The 15611-nt window shown below is 64.3% G+C and carries 10 protein-coding genes; 5 read left to right on the top strand and 5 right to left on the bottom strand.

Annotated elements, in window-relative coordinates; genetic code table 11:
• Positions 1-76 precede the first annotated feature (76 nt).
• The 4 genes from lpdA to typA all read right to left on the bottom strand — a co-directional run bounded on the left by lpdA (position 77) and on the right by typA (position 8009).
• Positions 77-1507: a dihydrolipoyl dehydrogenase gene (gene lpdA, locus ACPTTF_RS07810; protein WP_423370801.1), complete on the bottom strand. Its 1431-nt coding sequence runs from the start codon at positions 1505-1507 to the stop codon at positions 77-79.
• A gap of 81 nt (positions 1508-1588) precedes the next feature.
• Entirely contained in the window at positions 1589-2863 is a 1275-nt protein-coding gene (odhB, locus tag ACPTTF_RS07805) for a 2-oxoglutarate dehydrogenase complex dihydrolipoyllysine-residue succinyltransferase (protein WP_423370800.1), read from the bottom strand.
• Between the two features lie 135 nt (positions 2864-2998).
• Positions 2999-5863 (bottom strand): 2-oxoglutarate dehydrogenase E1 component, encoded by a 2865-nt coding sequence (locus ACPTTF_RS07800; protein ID WP_031402214.1) that lies wholly within the window; start codon positions 5861-5863, stop codon positions 2999-3001.
• A 319-nt stretch (positions 5864-6182) separates the two neighbouring features.
• Positions 6183-8009 (bottom strand): translational GTPase TypA, encoded by a 1827-nt coding sequence (typA, locus tag ACPTTF_RS07795; RefSeq protein WP_423370799.1) that lies wholly within the window; start codon positions 8007-8009, stop codon positions 6183-6185.
• A 327-nt stretch (positions 8010-8336) separates the two neighbouring features.
• On the opposite strand from typA, the gene ACPTTF_RS07790 reads away from it, so the two are divergent.
• The 5 genes from ACPTTF_RS07790 to ACPTTF_RS07770 all read left to right on the top strand — a co-directional run bounded on the left by ACPTTF_RS07790 (position 8337) and on the right by ACPTTF_RS07770 (position 14625).
• The gene (locus tag ACPTTF_RS07790; protein ID WP_011351804.1) at positions 8337-8828 is read left to right on the top strand and encodes a MarR family winged helix-turn-helix transcriptional regulator; all 492 of its coding nucleotides are present in this window, start codon (positions 8337-8339) and stop codon (positions 8826-8828) included.
• A gap of 87 nt (positions 8829-8915) precedes the next feature.
• Positions 8916-10412 (top strand): efflux transporter outer membrane subunit, encoded by a 1497-nt coding sequence (locus ACPTTF_RS07785; protein ID WP_423370798.1) that lies wholly within the window; start codon positions 8916-8918, stop codon positions 10410-10412.
• 52 nt (positions 10413-10464) lie between these two features.
• Positions 10465-11679, top strand: a complete 1215-nt coding sequence (locus ACPTTF_RS07780) for an efflux RND transporter periplasmic adaptor subunit (RefSeq protein WP_166964071.1) — start codon at positions 10465-10467, stop codon at positions 11677-11679.
• 28 nt (positions 11680-11707) lie between these two features.
• The gene (locus tag ACPTTF_RS07775) at positions 11708-13267 is read left to right on the top strand and encodes a DHA2 family efflux MFS transporter permease subunit (protein ID WP_423370797.1); all 1560 of its coding nucleotides are present in this window, start codon (positions 11708-11710) and stop codon (positions 13265-13267) included.
• Between the two features lie 137 nt (positions 13268-13404).
• Entirely contained in the window at positions 13405-14625 is a 1221-nt protein-coding gene (locus tag ACPTTF_RS07770; RefSeq protein ID WP_423370796.1) for an ISL3 family transposase, read from the top strand.
• A gap of 40 nt (positions 14626-14665) precedes the next feature.
• Here the strand turns inward: ACPTTF_RS07770 and truB are convergent, their stop codons facing one another.
• Positions 14666-15598 carry a tRNA pseudouridine(55) synthase TruB gene (gene truB / locus ACPTTF_RS07765; RefSeq protein ID WP_166964067.1) on the bottom strand — a complete coding sequence of 311 codons (933 nt, stop codon included), beginning with the start codon at positions 15596-15598 and terminating at the stop codon, positions 14666-14668.
• Between the last annotated feature and the right edge of the window lie 13 nt (positions 15599-15611).

Genomic DNA, 15611 nt, shown 5'->3' with positions numbered 1-15611 from the left:
GGCGGACGGGAAACCCCGCCCGCCCTCGTCATGAGACGGTTGCGCCGGCCGGCGGCCGGCAGGCGCTATACCGTGCTCAGCTGTTCAGCGAGCGCTTGTCGACGGCGAGCGCCGCTTCGCGCATCACTTCCGACATCGACGGGTGCGGATGGCAGATACGGGCGATGTCTTCCGACGCCGCCTTGAATTCCATCGCCACCACGGCTTCGGCGATCAGGTCCGACGCGTTCGCGCCGATCACGTGCACGCCGAGCAGTTCGTCGGTCTTCGCGTCCGCAATCATCTTCACGAAACCGTCCGGCGCGTTCATGCCGAGCGCGCGGCCGTTGATCGAGAACGGGAACTTGCCCGACTTGATCTCGCGGCCTTCCGCCTTCAGTTGCTGCTCCGTCTTGCCGACCCACGCGATTTCCGGGTACGTGTAGATCACCCACGGAATGCAGTTGTAGTCGATGTGCGGCTTCTGGCCGTCGATCACTTCCGCGACCAGCACGCCTTCGTCTTCCGCCTTGTGCGCGAGCATCGGGCCGCGCACCACGTCGCCGATCGCGTAGACGTTCGGCACCGCCGTGCGGCAATGGTCGTCCACGTCGATGAAGCCGCGCTCGTTCGCCTTCAGGCCGATTGCCTCGAGGCCGAGGTTGTCGGTGTTCGGCACGCGGCCGACCGACACGATCAGGCGGTCGGCGTCGAGCGTCTGCGCGTTGCCGTCCTTGTCCGTGTAGGCGATCGACACGCTGTCCGCGGTCGTCTTCACTTCGCCGATCTGCACGCCGAGATGGATGTCGAGGCCCTGCTTCTTGAACAGCTTGGCCGCTTCCTTCGCGAGCGCTTCGTCAGCTGCGCCGAGGAATGCCGGCAGCGCTTCGAGCACCGTCACTTCAGCACCCAGGCGGCGCCACACCGAACCGAGCTCGAGGCCGATCACGCCTGCGCCGATCACGGCGAGCTTCTTCGGCACCGCGTCGAACGTCAGTGCGCCTTCGTTGTCCGACACGATCTTGTTGTCGACCGGGATGCCCGGCAGGTGACGCGCCTTCGAGCCCGTCGCGATGATCACGTTCTTCGCGGTGACGACTTCGGCTTCACCCTCGCCGCTCACTTCGATCTGCACGCCGGCGTCGGTCTTGCCGGCGAACTTGCCATGGCCCTTCAGCCAGGTGATCTTGTTCTTCTTGAACAGGAACTCGATACCGGACGTCATCTTCTCGACGATCGCGTCCTTGCGGCCGATCATCTTCGCGATGTCGATCTTCACGCCGTCGGCGGTGATGCCGTGGTCGGCCAGGTGGTGCGACGCGTTCTCGAACTCCTCCGACGAAGCGAGCAGCGCCTTCGACGGGATGCAGCCGACGTTCAGGCAGGTGCCGCCGAGCTTCAGCGCGCCGGCCGGGTTCTTCCACTTTTCGATACAGGCAACGGTCTTGCCGAGCTGCGCGGCGCGAATCGCGGCGATGTAGCCGCCGGGGCCGGCGCCGATCACGACGACGTCAAATTCCTTGGACATGACAATCCTTTCTACTTGTACGCCCGCGGGTTCGCGCGTGTGCGCGAACCCGCGGAGCGGGTCAATGCAGTGAGACTCGGCTTACAGGTCGAGCAGCAGGCGGGCCGGATCTTCCAGCGCATCCTTCATCGCGACGAGCGACAGCACGGCTTCGCGGCCGTCGATGATGCGGTGGTCGTACGACAGCGCGAGGTAGTTGATCGGACGGATCACGATCTGGCCGTTTTCGACGACCGGACGCTCCTTCGTCGCGTGCACGCCGAGGATTGCCGACTGCGGCGGGTTGATGATCGGGGTCGACAGCATCGAGCCGAACACGCCGCCGTTCGAGATCGAGAACGTACCGCCCGTCATTTCCTCGATCGACAGCTTGCCGTCCTTCGCCTTCTGGCCGAACTCGGCGATCTTCTTTTCGATGTCGGCGAGGCTCAGCTGATCCGCGTTGCGCAGGATCGGCACGACGAGGCCGCGCGGCGAGCCGACGGCGATACCGATGTCGAAGTAGCCGTGGTAGACGATGTCGTTACCGTCGATCGACGCATTCACGAGCGGGAACTTCTTCAGTGCATGGACAGCGGCCTTCACGAAGAACGACATGAAGCCGAGCTTCACGCCATGTTCCTTCTCGAACTTGTCCTTGTACTTGTTGCGCAGTTCCATGACCGGAGCCATGTTGACTTCGTTGAACGTCGTCAGGATCGCGTTGGTCTGCTGAGATTCGAGCAGACGCTCGGCGATACGCGCACGCAGGCGCGACATCGGCACGCGCTGTTCCGGACGGTCGTTCAGCCAGGTCGTTGCCGACGCCGGCACCTTCACTTCCGGCAGCGACGGCTTCGCAGCGGCAGCCTTGGCCGGTGCGGCAGCCGGAGCAGCCTTCGGTGCGCTGCCAGCGGCCAGCGCGTCGCCCTTCGTGACGCGGCCGTCGCGGCCCGAACCTGCGACGTCGCCCGCCGACAGGCCCTTCTCGGCCAGCAGCTTCGATGCGGCCGGCGATGCGGTGGCCGACGATGCCGTTGCGGCGGCCGGCTGTGCAACCGGTGCGGCTGCAGCAGGCGCTGCTGCCGGCTTGACTTCGGCGGCGCCCGCCGCGGCTTCGGCAGCACCTGCCTTCGCTTCGGTGTCGATCGTCGCGATCAGCTGATCGGCAACCACGGTGTCACCGTCGTTCTGCAGCACTTGCGCGAGCACGCCCGCGGCCGGTGCCGGCACTTCGAGCACGACCTTGTCGGTCTCGAGTTCGATCAGGATTTCGTCCTGCGCGACTGCTTCGCCCGGCTTCTTCTTCCACTGCAGCATGGTGGCTTCCGACACCGACTCCGAAAGCTGGGGGACTTTGACTTCTACGATAGCCATGTGATTTTCCTGGATGCTTAATCTGGGGTGTGACGAGGTTCGTGCGATTCCTTCGGCCGGTGCGGCGCGCCACGCGCCAGGCGGGCCAAAAGAGACGGGAAAGCGCACTGCGCCTTCCCGTTTCGCTTCCGTCGGTTATTTCGCGATCGATGCGCTCTTCAGGCGGCCGAAAGCACCTTCGATGAGGGCCTTCTGCTGCTCGTAGTGCTTCGCGTAGTAGCCAACCGCCGGCGAGGCCGAAGCCGGACGGCCGCTGTATGCCAGCTTCTGCCCTTCCTTCATGCCTTCCTTCAGATGGTGCTCGACGTAGAACCAGGGGCCCTGGTTCTGCGGCTCGTCCTGCACCCAGACCACTTCAGTCGCGTTCTCGTACTTCTTCATTTCGGCTTCGAACTGCTTGTGCGCGAACGGATACAGCTGCTCGATACGGATGATCGCGACGTCGTTCGCCTTCGCTTCGCGGCGATGTGCGACGAGGTCGTAATACACGCGGCCCGAGCATGCCAGCACGCGCTTGACCTTCTTCGCGTCGATGCCGCCGTCGGTTTCGCCCAGCACCGGCTGGAACGAACCCTTCGCCAGTTCCGACAGATCCGACACCGCTTCCTTGTGACGCAGCAGCGACTTCGGCGTCGCGACGATCAGCGGCTTGCGGAACAGGCGGATCATCTGGCGACGCAGCAGGTGGAAAATCTGCGCCGGCGTCGTCGGTTGAACGACCTGCATGTTGTGATCCGCGCACAGTTGCAGGAAACGCTCGATACGCGTGGACGAGTGTTCCGGACCCTGGCCTTCATAGCCGTGCGGCAGCAGCATCGTGAGACCCGACACACGGCCCCACTTCACTTCGCCCGACGAGATGAACTGGTCGATCACGACCTGCGCGCCGTTGACGAAGTCACCGAACTGCGCTTCCCACAGCACGAGCGTGTTCGGCTCGGCGGTCGAGTAACCGTATTCGAAGCCCAGCACGGCTTCTTCCGACAGCACCGAGTCGATCACCGTGAACTTCGCCTGGCCTTCCGCGATGTTCTGCAGCGGCACGTACGTGCCGTCGTTCCAGCGCTCGCGGTTCTGGTCGTGCAGCACCGCGTGACGGTGCGTGAACGTGCCGCGGCCCGAGTCCTGGCCCGTCAGGCGCACCGAGTAACCCGATGCGACGAGCGACGCGAACGCGAGGTGCTCGCCCATGCCCCAGTCGAGCGGCTGGTCGCCGCGCGCCATGTTGCGGCGGTCGTTGATCACGCGCTCGACGAGCGGGTGAACCTTGAAGTTTTCCGGGACCGTCGTGATGCGTTCGCCGAGGCGCTTCAGTTCGGCGAGCGGCACCGCCGTGTCGGCTGCATCCGTCCACTTGCGGTTCAGGAACGGAACCCAGTCGACCGCGTACTTGCTCTTGTAGTTCGACAGGACCGGGTCGACCGTGTGGTGACCGTCGTCCATCGCCTTGCGGTACGCCTTCACGTAGTTGTCGGCGTCTTCCGCGGTGATCACGCCCTGCTGCACGAGCTTCTCGGCGTACAGCGCACGGGTGCCCGGGTGCTGCGCGATCTTCTTGTACATCAGCGGCTGCGTGACCGCCGGCGTGTCCTGCTCGTTGTGACCCAGCTTGCGGAAGCAGACGATGTCGATCACGACATCCTTGTGGAACTGCATCCGGTAATCGATCGCGATCTGCGTCGCGAGGATCACGGCTTCCGGATCGTCGCCGTTCACGTGCAGCACCGGCGCCTCGATCATCTTGACGACGTCGGTACAGTACAGCGTCGAGCGCGCGTCGCGCGGGTCGGACGTCGTGAAGCCGATCTGGTTGTTGATGACGATGTGCAGCGTGCCGTGCGTGCCGTAACCGCGCGTCTGCGCGAGGTTCAGCGTTTCCATCACGACGCCCTGGCCAGCGAAGGCCGCGTCGCCGTGGATCTGCACCGGCAGCACTTGCAGGCCGTCTTCGTCGCCGCGACGGTCCATCCGTGCCTTCGCGGAACCTTCGACCACCGGGTTCACGATTTCGAGGTGCGACGGGTTGAACGCGAGCGACAGGTGGACCGGGCCGCCTTCCGTCGACACGTCCGACGAGAAGCCCTTGTGGTACTTCACGTCACCTGCCGGCAGGTCGTCGACGTGCTTGCCTTCGAATTCGGCGAACAGGTCGGCCGGCATCTTGCCCAGCGTGTTGACCAGCACGTTCAGACGGCCACGGTGGGCCATGCCGATGATGATTTCCTGCACGCCGCGCTTGCCCGCGTGCTGGACGACTTCGTCCATCGACGCGATGAAGCTTTCGCCGCCTTCGAGCGAGAAGCGCTTCTGGCCGACGTACTTGGTATGCAGGTAACGCTCGAGGCCTTCCGCGGCCGTCAGGCGATTCAGGATGTGCTTCTTCTCGTCTGCCGAGAAGTTCGGCGTCGCGCGGGTCGACTCCAGGCGCTCCTGCCACCAGCGCTTCTGCTCCGGGTCGCTGATGTACATGTATTCGGCGCCGATCGTGCCGCAATACGTGTCGCGCAGCCCCTTGACGATATCGCGCAGCGAAGCCTGGTCGAAACCGAAATACAGGTTGCTCGCGCTGTATGTCTGGTCGAGGTCGCCTTCGGAGAAGTCGTAGAACGCGGGTTCGAGTTCGGGAATGGCGGGACGTTCGCGACGCTTCAGGGGATCCAGATTGGCCCATTGCGAGCCAAGGAAGCGATAAGCGCTGATGAGGGACTGCACGTGAACTTGCTTGCGCGCCGCAGCAAGATTGGTGCTGCTTTCGCGCGGAATGAAGGCATTGGCCTTCGCACGCTCGGCAAACGATTCGACGATCGGAAAGTGGGCGACGTCATTGGCATTCGAACCGTCCGTTGCAGGCACATTCTGCAGCGCGTCGAAATACTCTCGCCAGTTCTCTGGCACTGACGCCGGATTGTTGAGGTATGCATCGTACAGTTCTTCAACGTACGAAGCATTGCCGCCGAACAGATAGGAGTTCAGCTGAAACTGCTTCATTACATCTGACATTTTACGCTCACCTTTCTTCGAGCTTCTCGAGAAATAGCGGGTTACTCAACCTTCCGCGACACGGCCTGACCGTTTAGCGGATTGCGAATCAAGTCTTGCTTGGAAGGACCTAAAACTTGCGTGCGCGCAGCATATCACAGAACCGATACCGAAGTTCACCGTGAAATGTGCCTGAAAGCACCGCGCGACGGGGTTTTGCCGGATTGCCACACCCCGCAGGAACAGTGTTTTGCAGGCAGCCCGATTGCACATCGCGCAGATGCAAAAAAGGCCGCCCCGAGGGCAGCCTTTTCCGTCACGATCGGGAACGATCGAACGCTCAGTCGACCGCGCCTTCGCGGCTCGCGCGGCGACGCTCGTGCTCCTTCAGGAAGCGCTTGCGCAGACGGATCGACTGCGGCGTCACTTCGACGAGCTCGTCGTCGTCGATGAATTCGACCGCGTACTCGAGCGACATCTGGACCGGCGGCACGAGGCGCACGGCCTCGTCGGTACCCGACGCGCGCACGTTGGTCAGCTGCTTGCCCTTGATCGGGTTCACGACGAGGTCGTTGTCACGGCTGTGGATGCCGATGATCATGCCCTCATAGAGCGCATCGCCCGGCTTCACGAACATGCGGCCGCGATCCTGCAGCTTCCACAGTGCGTAGGCCACGGCGGCGCCGTCGTCCTGCGAGATCAGCACGCCGTTGCGGCGCTCGAAGACCGAACCGTCCTTGACCGGTGCGTACGAGTCGAAGATGTGGCTCATCAGGCCCGTGCCACGCGTGAGCGTCAGGAATTCGCTCTGGAAGCCGATCAGGCCACGCGCCGAGATCTTGTACTCCAGACGCGTGCGGCCGCGGCCGTCCGACGCCATGTCGAGCATCTCGCCCTTGCGGCGGCCGAGCTCTTCCATCACGCCACCCTGATGCTCGTCCTCGACGTCGACGGTCAGCAGTTCGTACGGCTCGTGCCGCACGCCGTCGATTTCCTGCATCACGACGCGCGGACGCGACACGGCCAGCTCATAGCCTTCGCGACGCATGTTCTCGACGAGAATCGTCAGGTGCAGCTCGCCACGGCCCGACACTTCGAACACCGTTTCGTCGCCGGTGTCCTTCACGCGCAGCGCGACGTTGTGGTTCAGTTCCTTCATCAGGCGATCGCGGATCTGGCGGCTCGTGACGAACTTGCCTTCGCGGCCGGCGAGCGGCGACGAGTTGACGAGGAAGTTCATCGTCAGCGTCGGCTCGTCGACGGTGATCATCGGCAGCGCTTCCGGCGTATCCACCGCGCAGATCGTCGCACCGATGCCGACGTCTTCAATACCGTTGATCAGCACGATGTCGCCCGCTTCGGCCGTTTCGACCTGCACGCGCTCGAGGCCCGTGAACGACAGCACCTGGTTGATCTTGCGGTTCAGCACGTCGCCTTCCGGGCCGAAGCGCATCGCGACGGGCTGGCCCGGCTTGATGCGACCGCGCGTGATGCGGCCGACGCCGATCCGGCCGACATACGTCGAATAGTCGAGCGACGTGATCTGCAGCTGCAGCGGCGCGTCCGGATCCGCCGGACGGACCGGCACGTGCTCGAGGATCGCCTCGAACAGCGGACGCATGTCGCCTTCGCGCGCGGCCGGGTCGAGCGACGCGTAGCCGTTCAGGCCCGACGCGTAGACGATCGGGAAGTCGAGCTGCTCTTCGGTTGCGCCGAGCTTGTCGAACAGGTCGAAGGTCTGGTTGATGACCCAGTCGATCCGCGCGCCCGGACGATCGATCTTGTTGACGACGACGATCGGCTTCAGGCCGAGCGCGAGCGCCTTCTTCGTGACGAAGCGCGTCTGCGGCATCGGGCCCTCGACCGCGTCGACGAGCAGCAGCACCGAGTCGACCATCGACAGCACACGCTCGACCTCGCCGCCGAAGTCCGCGTGCCCCGGCGTATCGACGATGTTGATGTGCGTGCCTTCGTACTCGACCGCGCAGTTCTTCGCGAGAATCGTGATCCCGCGCTCTTTTTCGATGTCGTTCGAGTCCATCACCCGCTCCGCAATCTGCTGGTTCTCGCGGAAGGTGCCGGACTGGCGGAGCAGTTGGTCGACGAGCGTAGTCTTGCCGTGGTCGACGTGGGCGATGATGGCGATATTGCGAAGGGCGCGGGTCATAGAAACCTGGAAATCGTTTGAACGCGCAAAAGCGCCCGCTCGTTTTTTCACGGGCGCGCGCATTGCAGCTTGGAAAGCCACAAATTATAGCACGTGAGAATGTCGAGAGCTGACGAGGTCGTTGCAACGCAATCGGTCGGCCGGCAAGCCCTCCCCTCGAACACGCCAATCGGCCGAAGCCCGCGTTGCCGGCGAGCGCAAAAACCTTATCGAGAAAAGGGATTTCCGCGACACGAAGCGCGCCCTTTGCCGTTCGATTAACATTTGCCGCGGCAAGCAACTGTGCCTATACTGCTGCCTAGTCAACTATTGCAGCTTCAGGGTTTTATGTCGGATTCTTCTACCCAACCACCCGTTTCGCCGCTGTCGTCGTATCAGATGAACGACAGCGTCGGTTATCTGATGTCGCGCGTGAAGTCGGTGATGACCAACCTCGTCACGCAACGCACGCAGGAAGAGCTCGGCATCACGGGCACGCAGGCGAGCATGCTGTTCATGATCGCGGTCGGCAAGTGCTCGACGGCCGCCGAGCTCGCGCGCGAGTACGGGATCGACGCGAGCGCGGTCACGCGCCTGCTCGACCGGGTCGAGAAGCGCGGGCTGCTGTCCCGCGTCCGCAGCATCGAGGATCGGCGTGTCGTGCGACTCGAGCTGACCGACGAAGGCCGTGCGCTCGCCGAACGGCTCCCGCCGATTTTCCGCAGCGTGCTCGACCAGGTGCTGGACGGGTTTACGCCGGAAGAAGTCGGGTTCCTGAAGAGCATGCTGCGCCGCATTCTCAGCAACTATTGCGAGACTGCCGGCGGCAGCATCACGTAATAGTTGCCATAACAATTACTTTTGACAGATTAATGTAAGGAAATCCTTGCAGTGTCCATCATTCATTCCGAGTCAGGGATCAGCGCGATGAAATCCTCCCCGTTGTCCGTGCGCGCCGGGTCGTGCCGCGCCGCCGTTGCCGCCGCGGTCGCCGCACTGGCGCTGGCGGGCTGCGCGAACTACATCGGCATCAAGAGCGACAAGCAGATCGCCCCCGCGTCGCAATTCGAATCCGCCCAGAGCCTGCCGGCCCAGGGCGGCCAGTGGCCCGCGCTCGACTGGGCCGGCCAGTTCGGTGATCCGCAGTTGCCGAAGCTGATCGACGAAGCCCTGCAGGGCAGTCCGTCGATCGCGCAGGCGCAGGCGCGCATCGCAAAGGCGTCGTCGTATATTGAATCGTCGCGCTCGAACCTGATGCCGAAGGCGGAAGCCAGCTATTCGTGGACGCGCGAGCTGTATTCGGGGAACGCGTTGTTCCCGCCCCCGTACGGCGGCCAGTGGTACAGCGAGAACAACGCGCTTGCGAGCGCGTCGTGGGAACTCGACCTGTGGGGCAAGAACCGCGAACGCCTGCACACCGCCGTGTCGCAGGAAAAGGCGGCCGAAGCCGACATGCAGCAGGCACGCATCACGCTCGCGTCGTCGGTCGCACGCACCTACAACTCGCTCGCGCAACTCTATGCGCTGCGCGATATCGCCCAACGCGAGATCACCAACCGCGAGACGGTCGGCAAGATCACCGACGGCCGCGTTTCAGCCGGCCTCGACACCAACGTCGAACGCCAGACGGCCCGCGGCAATATCGCGACGACCCAGGCTTCGCTGTCCGATCTCGACGGCCAGATCACGACGGTGCGCTATCAGCTCGCGGCACTGCTCGGCAAGGGCCCGGATCGCGGGCTGCAGATCGCTGCGCCCGTGATGAACCCGAACGGCGAAGTCGCACTGCCCGGCAACCTGCCGGCCGATCTCGTCGCGCGGCGCCCCGACATCGTCGCCGCGCGCTGGCAGGTCGAAGCCGCGATGCACGACGTGAAGGAAGCGAAGGCCGAGTTCTATCCCGACGTGAACCTCGCGGCCGGCTTCGGCTTCGATGCGTTCGGCTGGGGCAAATTCCTGAACTTCGCGAGCCGCCAGGCGCAGTTCGGGCCGGCGATCCACCTGCCGATTTTCGACGCCGGCGCGCTGCGCGCGCAGCTCAAGGGCCGCTACGCGGACTTCGACCTGTCGGTGGCGAACTACAACCAGACGCTGATCAGCGCGCTGAACGACGTCGCGACGCAGGTCGCGTCGATCCGCGCGGTCGATCGCCAGATGGGCGATGCGCAACGCGCACTCGACGCATCGACGCGCGCATATGACCTCGCGGTCATCCGCTACAAGGCCGGCCTGTCGCCGCAGCTGCAGGTGCTGACCGCGGACAGCAACCGCCTCGCATCGGAGCAGACGGTGACCAACCTGAAGATGCGCCGGCGCGACATGCAGCTCGCGCTGATCAAGGCGCTGGGTGGCGGGTTCGACGCGACCGGCACACCGCTCGCCGCGCCCGATGCCGACAAGCCGACAAAACAGGCCGCCAACTGATCCGGCGCCACCACTACGCAGACACTCGAAATAACGGACGGAGAAAATCGCCATGAGCGACCAACAAAACGCCGCCAGCGCGCAGCCGCAGAACAACGGCAAGCGCAAACGGATGATGACGCTGCTTGTCGCGGTCATCGTGATCGCGGCCATCGCGTATGGCCTGTACTACTTCCTCGTCGCCCGCTTCCATGAAGGGACCGACGACGCGTACGTGAACGGCAACGTCGTGCAGATCACGCCGCAAGTCACCGGCACCGTGATCGCGGTGAAGGCCGACGATACGCAGACGGTCAAGGCCGGCGATCCGCTCGTCGTGCTCGACCCGGCCGACTCGCAGGTCGCGCTGCAGCAGGCCGAAGCCAATCTCGCGCAGACGGTGCGCCAGGTGCGCGGCCTGTTCGTCAACGACGACCAGTACCGCGCGCAAGTCGCGCTGCGCCAGTCCGACCTGTCGAAAGCCGAGGACGACCTCCGCCGCCGCATGGCCGTCGCGCAGACCGGCGCCGTGTCGCAGGAAGAAATCTCGCACGCACGCGACGCCGTTCGCGCCGCCCAGGCTTCGCTCGACGCCTCGCAGCAGCAGCTCGCGTCGAACCGCGCGCTGACCGCGAACACGACGATCGCATCACATCCGAACGTGATGGCCGCGGCCGCGAAGGTTCGCGACGCGTACCTGGCGAACGCGCGTAACGTGCTGCCCGCGCCGGTCACCGGCTATGTCGCGAAACGTTCGGTGCAGGTCGGCCAGCGCGTGTCGCCGGGCACGCCGCTGATGTCGGTGGTGCCGCTGAACGCAGTGTGGGTCGATGCCAACTTCAAGGAAGTCCAGCTCAAGCACATGCGCATCGGCCAGCCGGTCGAGCTGACGGCCGACATCTACGGCTCGTCGGCGGTCTACCACGGCAAGGTGGTCGGCTTCTCGGCAGGTACGGGCTCGGCGTTCTCGCTGCTGCCGGCGCAGAACGCGACGGGTAACTGGATCAAGGTCGTGCAGCGCCTGCCGGTGCGGATCGAACTCGATCCGAAGGATCTCGACAAGCACCCGCTGCGTATCGGCCTGTCGATGCAGGTCGACGTGGACATCAAGGACGAACGCGGCGACCAGCTCGTGAACGCACCGAATACCGTCTACGAGACCAACGTGTTCGCGAAGTACGGCGACGAAGCCGACGCCGAAATCGCCCGCGTCATCGCCGAGAACGCAGGCGGCAACGCATCGGCGCCGGCCGCGGCGAAGTCGAACGCCGTCGCGAAGATGATGTAACTGTTCCGACTCCGGAAAGACAACCGACATGGCACAGGCTCCTGTCTCTCACCCGCCCTTGCAGGGCGGGAAGCTCGTGGTCGGGACGATCGCGGTATCGCTCGCGGTGTTCATGAACGTGCTCGACACGTCCATCGCGAACGTCGCGATCCCGACCATCTCGGGCGACCTCGGCGTGTCGTCCGACCAGGGCACGTGGGTCATCACGTCGTTCGCAGTCGCGAACGCGATCTCCGTGCCACTGACCGGCTGGCTGACCGACCGCTTCGGGCAGGTTCGCCTGTTCCTCGCGTCGATCATCCTGTTCGTGATCTCGTCATGGATGTGCGGGCTTTCGCCCAACCTGCCGTTCCTGCTGGCGTCGCGCGTGCTGCAAGGCGCGGTTGCGGGCCCGATGATTCCGCTGTCGCAAGCGCTCCTGCTGTCGAGCTATCCGCGCGCCAAGGCGCCGATGGCGCTCGCGCTATGGGCGATGACGACGCTGATCGCGCCCGTTGCCGGCCCGATCCTCGGTGGATGGATCTCGGACAACTACTCGTGGCCGTGGATCTTCTACGTCAACATCCCGGTCGGCATCGCCGCCGCCGCCGCGACGTGGACGATCTACCGCAATCGAGAGTCGGCCATACGCCTCGCACCGATCGACGGCGTCGGCCTCGCGCTGCTCGTCATCTGGGTCGGCTCGCTGCAGGTCATGCTCGACAAGGGCAAGGATCTCGACTGGTTCGCGTCGACGACCATCATCGTGCTCGCGCTGACCGCCGTCATCGCGTTCGCCTTCTTCGTCATCTGGGAATTGACCGCCGAGCACCCGGTCGTCGACCTGTCGCTGTTCCGCATGCGGAATTTCACCGGCGGCACGGTCGCGCTGTCGATCGGGTACGGCCTGTACTTCGGCAACCTCGTGCTGTTGCCGCTGTGGCTGCAGACGCAGATCGGCTACACCGCGACCGACGCCGGTCTCGTGATGGCGCCGGTCGGGTTGTTCGCCATCCTGCTGTCGCCACTCACCGGGAAGTACCTGCCGCGCACCGATCCGCGCTTTATCTCGACGGCGTCGTTCCTGACGTTTGCGCTGTGCTTCTGGATGCGGTCGCGCTACACGACAGGCGTCGACGAATGGTCGCTGACGCTGCCGACGCTCGTACAGGGCATCGCGATGGCCGGCTTCTTCATCCCGCTGGTATCGATCACGCTGTCCGGCCTGCCCGGCCACCGCATTCCCGCGGCATCGGGCCTGTCGAACTTCGTGCGGATCATGTGCGGCGGTATCGGCACGTCGATCTTCCAGACGGCCTGGGACCATCGCAACAACTTCCATCATGCGCAACTGGTCGAGCAGACGAACGTCTACAACCCGACGTTCAACCAGGCCGTCACGCAGATGGGCAACCTCGGACTGACGCAGGACCAGGCGCACGGGCTGATCAACAACCTGGCCACGCAGCAGGCCGCGCAGCTCGGCGTGAACGACCTGTTCTACATCTCGGCGGCGATCTTCGTGCTGCTGATCGGGCTGATCTGGATCACGAAGCCCGAGCGCTCAGGTGGCGGCGATGCGGGTGCCGCGGCATCGGCTGCGCACTGAACACGCAGCCTGAACGCAAATAAAAAGCCCGGTCGACTTCGACCGGGCTTTTTTTTGGTTCATCGCAGGAAACCGTGGAGCCTTGGAGAGCGATTGCGTAACCTGATGCCTGACTTTATGGAGGTCAGGAGGAAGAATTGCTCGATCGCAAGGCACTTCAGGCACTGGGTTGCTGGACAGGCTATCGGCTGGAGCGGGTGGAGTGGCCGGCGGGTGAAAGGCGCACGCTGTCGCTGTACTTGAAGCCGGTCAGCAAGGTCATGTACTGCGAGCAATGCGGAGCGCGTTGCCAGCAGATTCATGAAACGACGGTGCGGCGCGTGCGCGATCTGCCGCTGTTCGAGTATCGGGTGGTACTGCATGTCCCTCGTCGCCGAGTCTGGTGCGAACGCTGCGGCGGGCCGAGGCTGGAGAAGCTGGACTGGCTGGGCCGCTACCAGCGAGTGACGGAGCGATTCGCCAAGGCCTGCGAGAGGCTGCTGCAAGCGGCCAGCGTGCAGGCGGTAGCCGCCTTCTACGACCTGGGCTGGCATACAGTCAAATCGATCGACAAGATGCGCTTGCGCGCACGCGTGGCCGAGCCGGACTGGTCGACGATCCGCTATCTGGCGATGGACGAGTTCGCGCTACATAAAGGCCATCGCTACGCCACGGTGGTGGTCGATCCGATCGGCCGGCAAGTGCTCTGGATCGGACAGGGGCGCTCTCGCGAGACGGCCAGGGCCTTCTTCGAACAACTTCCCGCGGGCGTCGCCGAGCGCATCGAAGCGGTCGCGATCGACATGACCACGGCCTACGAGCTGGAGATCAAGGCGCAGTGTCCGCAAGCCGAGGTGGTCTACGACTTGTTCCACGTCGTCGCCAAGTACGGGCGCGAAGTCATCGATCGGGTACGGGTGGATCAGGCCAATCAGCTACGCCATGATCGGCCGGCCCGGAAGGTTCTGAAGTCCAGTCGATGGCTGCTGCTGCGCAACCGCCGTAACCTGAAGCAGGAACAGGCCGTGCATCTGAAGGAACTGCTGGCCGCCAATCAGCCGTTGCTGTGCGTCTACGTGCTACGCGACGAACTCAAGCGGCTCTGGTTCTACCAAAAGCCAGCTTGGGCGCAAAAAGCCTGGGAGCAATGGATCGAGCAAGCCCGGCAAAGCGGGATCGCGGCGCTGCAACTGTTTGCTCAGCGCTTGCAGGGTTACTGGCACGGAATCCTGGCACGTTGCCGACACCCACTCAATACCAGCGTCGTCGAAGGTATCAACAACACCATCAAGGTCATCAAGCGTCGAGCTTACGGGTACCGCGACGAGGAATACTTCTTCCTCAAGATCCGCGCCGCGTTCCCCGGTAATCCTCGATGAACCTTTTTTTATCCGACGGGAGCGCGTTCGCGCGGATGCGTCAGGCCGCCGTGACGACGAGCCGCTCCGGTGCCAGTACGCCGCTTGCCTTGCGGGCCACGCCGAGCAACCGAGTCGCATCATAGACGCGCACGCGCCCGCCTTCGGCCGCATCGATCGGGTCGAGCGCCGACAGCGGCAGACGCTGGCCGTGCAGGAACCGCTTCGCGCTCGTTTCGTCGAGGCGAACCAGCGGAAACGTCGACAGCAACGCATCGACCGGCTGGAGCCACGCATCGCGCGACGCTTCGTCGGCCTCGGTCAGCGCTTCGAGCGTCACCGCATGCTCGAGCGTCAGCGCACCGACGCCCGTGCGGCGCAGCATCGTCAGATGCGCACCGCAGCCGAGCGCCTCGCCGATATCCTCCGCCAGCGTGCGCACGTAAGTGCCCTTGCTGCAGGTCACGCGAAACGTCACGTCGGGCAGGTCGCACGCGAGCAGGTCGAGTGCGAGGATCGTCACATTGCGGCCCTCGCGCTCGACGGTTTGCCCCGCGCGCGCATATTCGTACAGCGGCTTGCCATCGCGCTTGAGCGCCGAATACATCGGCGGCACCTGCACGATCTCGCCGGTGAATCGCACGAGCGCGGCTTCCACTGCCGCGCGATCGCATTCGACGGGCCGCGTGTCGATCACCTCGCCTTCCGCGTCGCCGGTGGCCGTACGCTGGCCGAGACGCATCGTCGCTTCGTAAGTCTTGTCCGCTTCGAGCAGATCCTGCGAGAACTTCGTCGCCTCGCCGAAGCACAGCGGCAGCAAACCCGTAGCCAGTGGATCGAGCGTGCCGGTGTGACCGGCTTTTTTCGCGAGCAGCAGGCGCTTCGCGCGAATCAGCGCATCGTTGCTCGAAAGGCCGATCGGCTTGTCGAGCAGGAGGACGCCGTCCAGCACGCGCCGGGGCACGCGCGGACGTTGGGATGCTGCAGTCGTCATAGGCCGGTCGAGC

The sequence above is a fragment of the Burkholderia crassaminum genome (genome assembly GCF_964265005.1).
Taxonomy (GTDB): Bacteria; Pseudomonadota; Gammaproteobacteria; order Burkholderiales; family Burkholderiaceae; genus Burkholderia.
The sequence above is the reverse complement of the archived record's forward strand: the minus strand, read 5'-3'. Positions and strand labels throughout refer to the sequence as shown.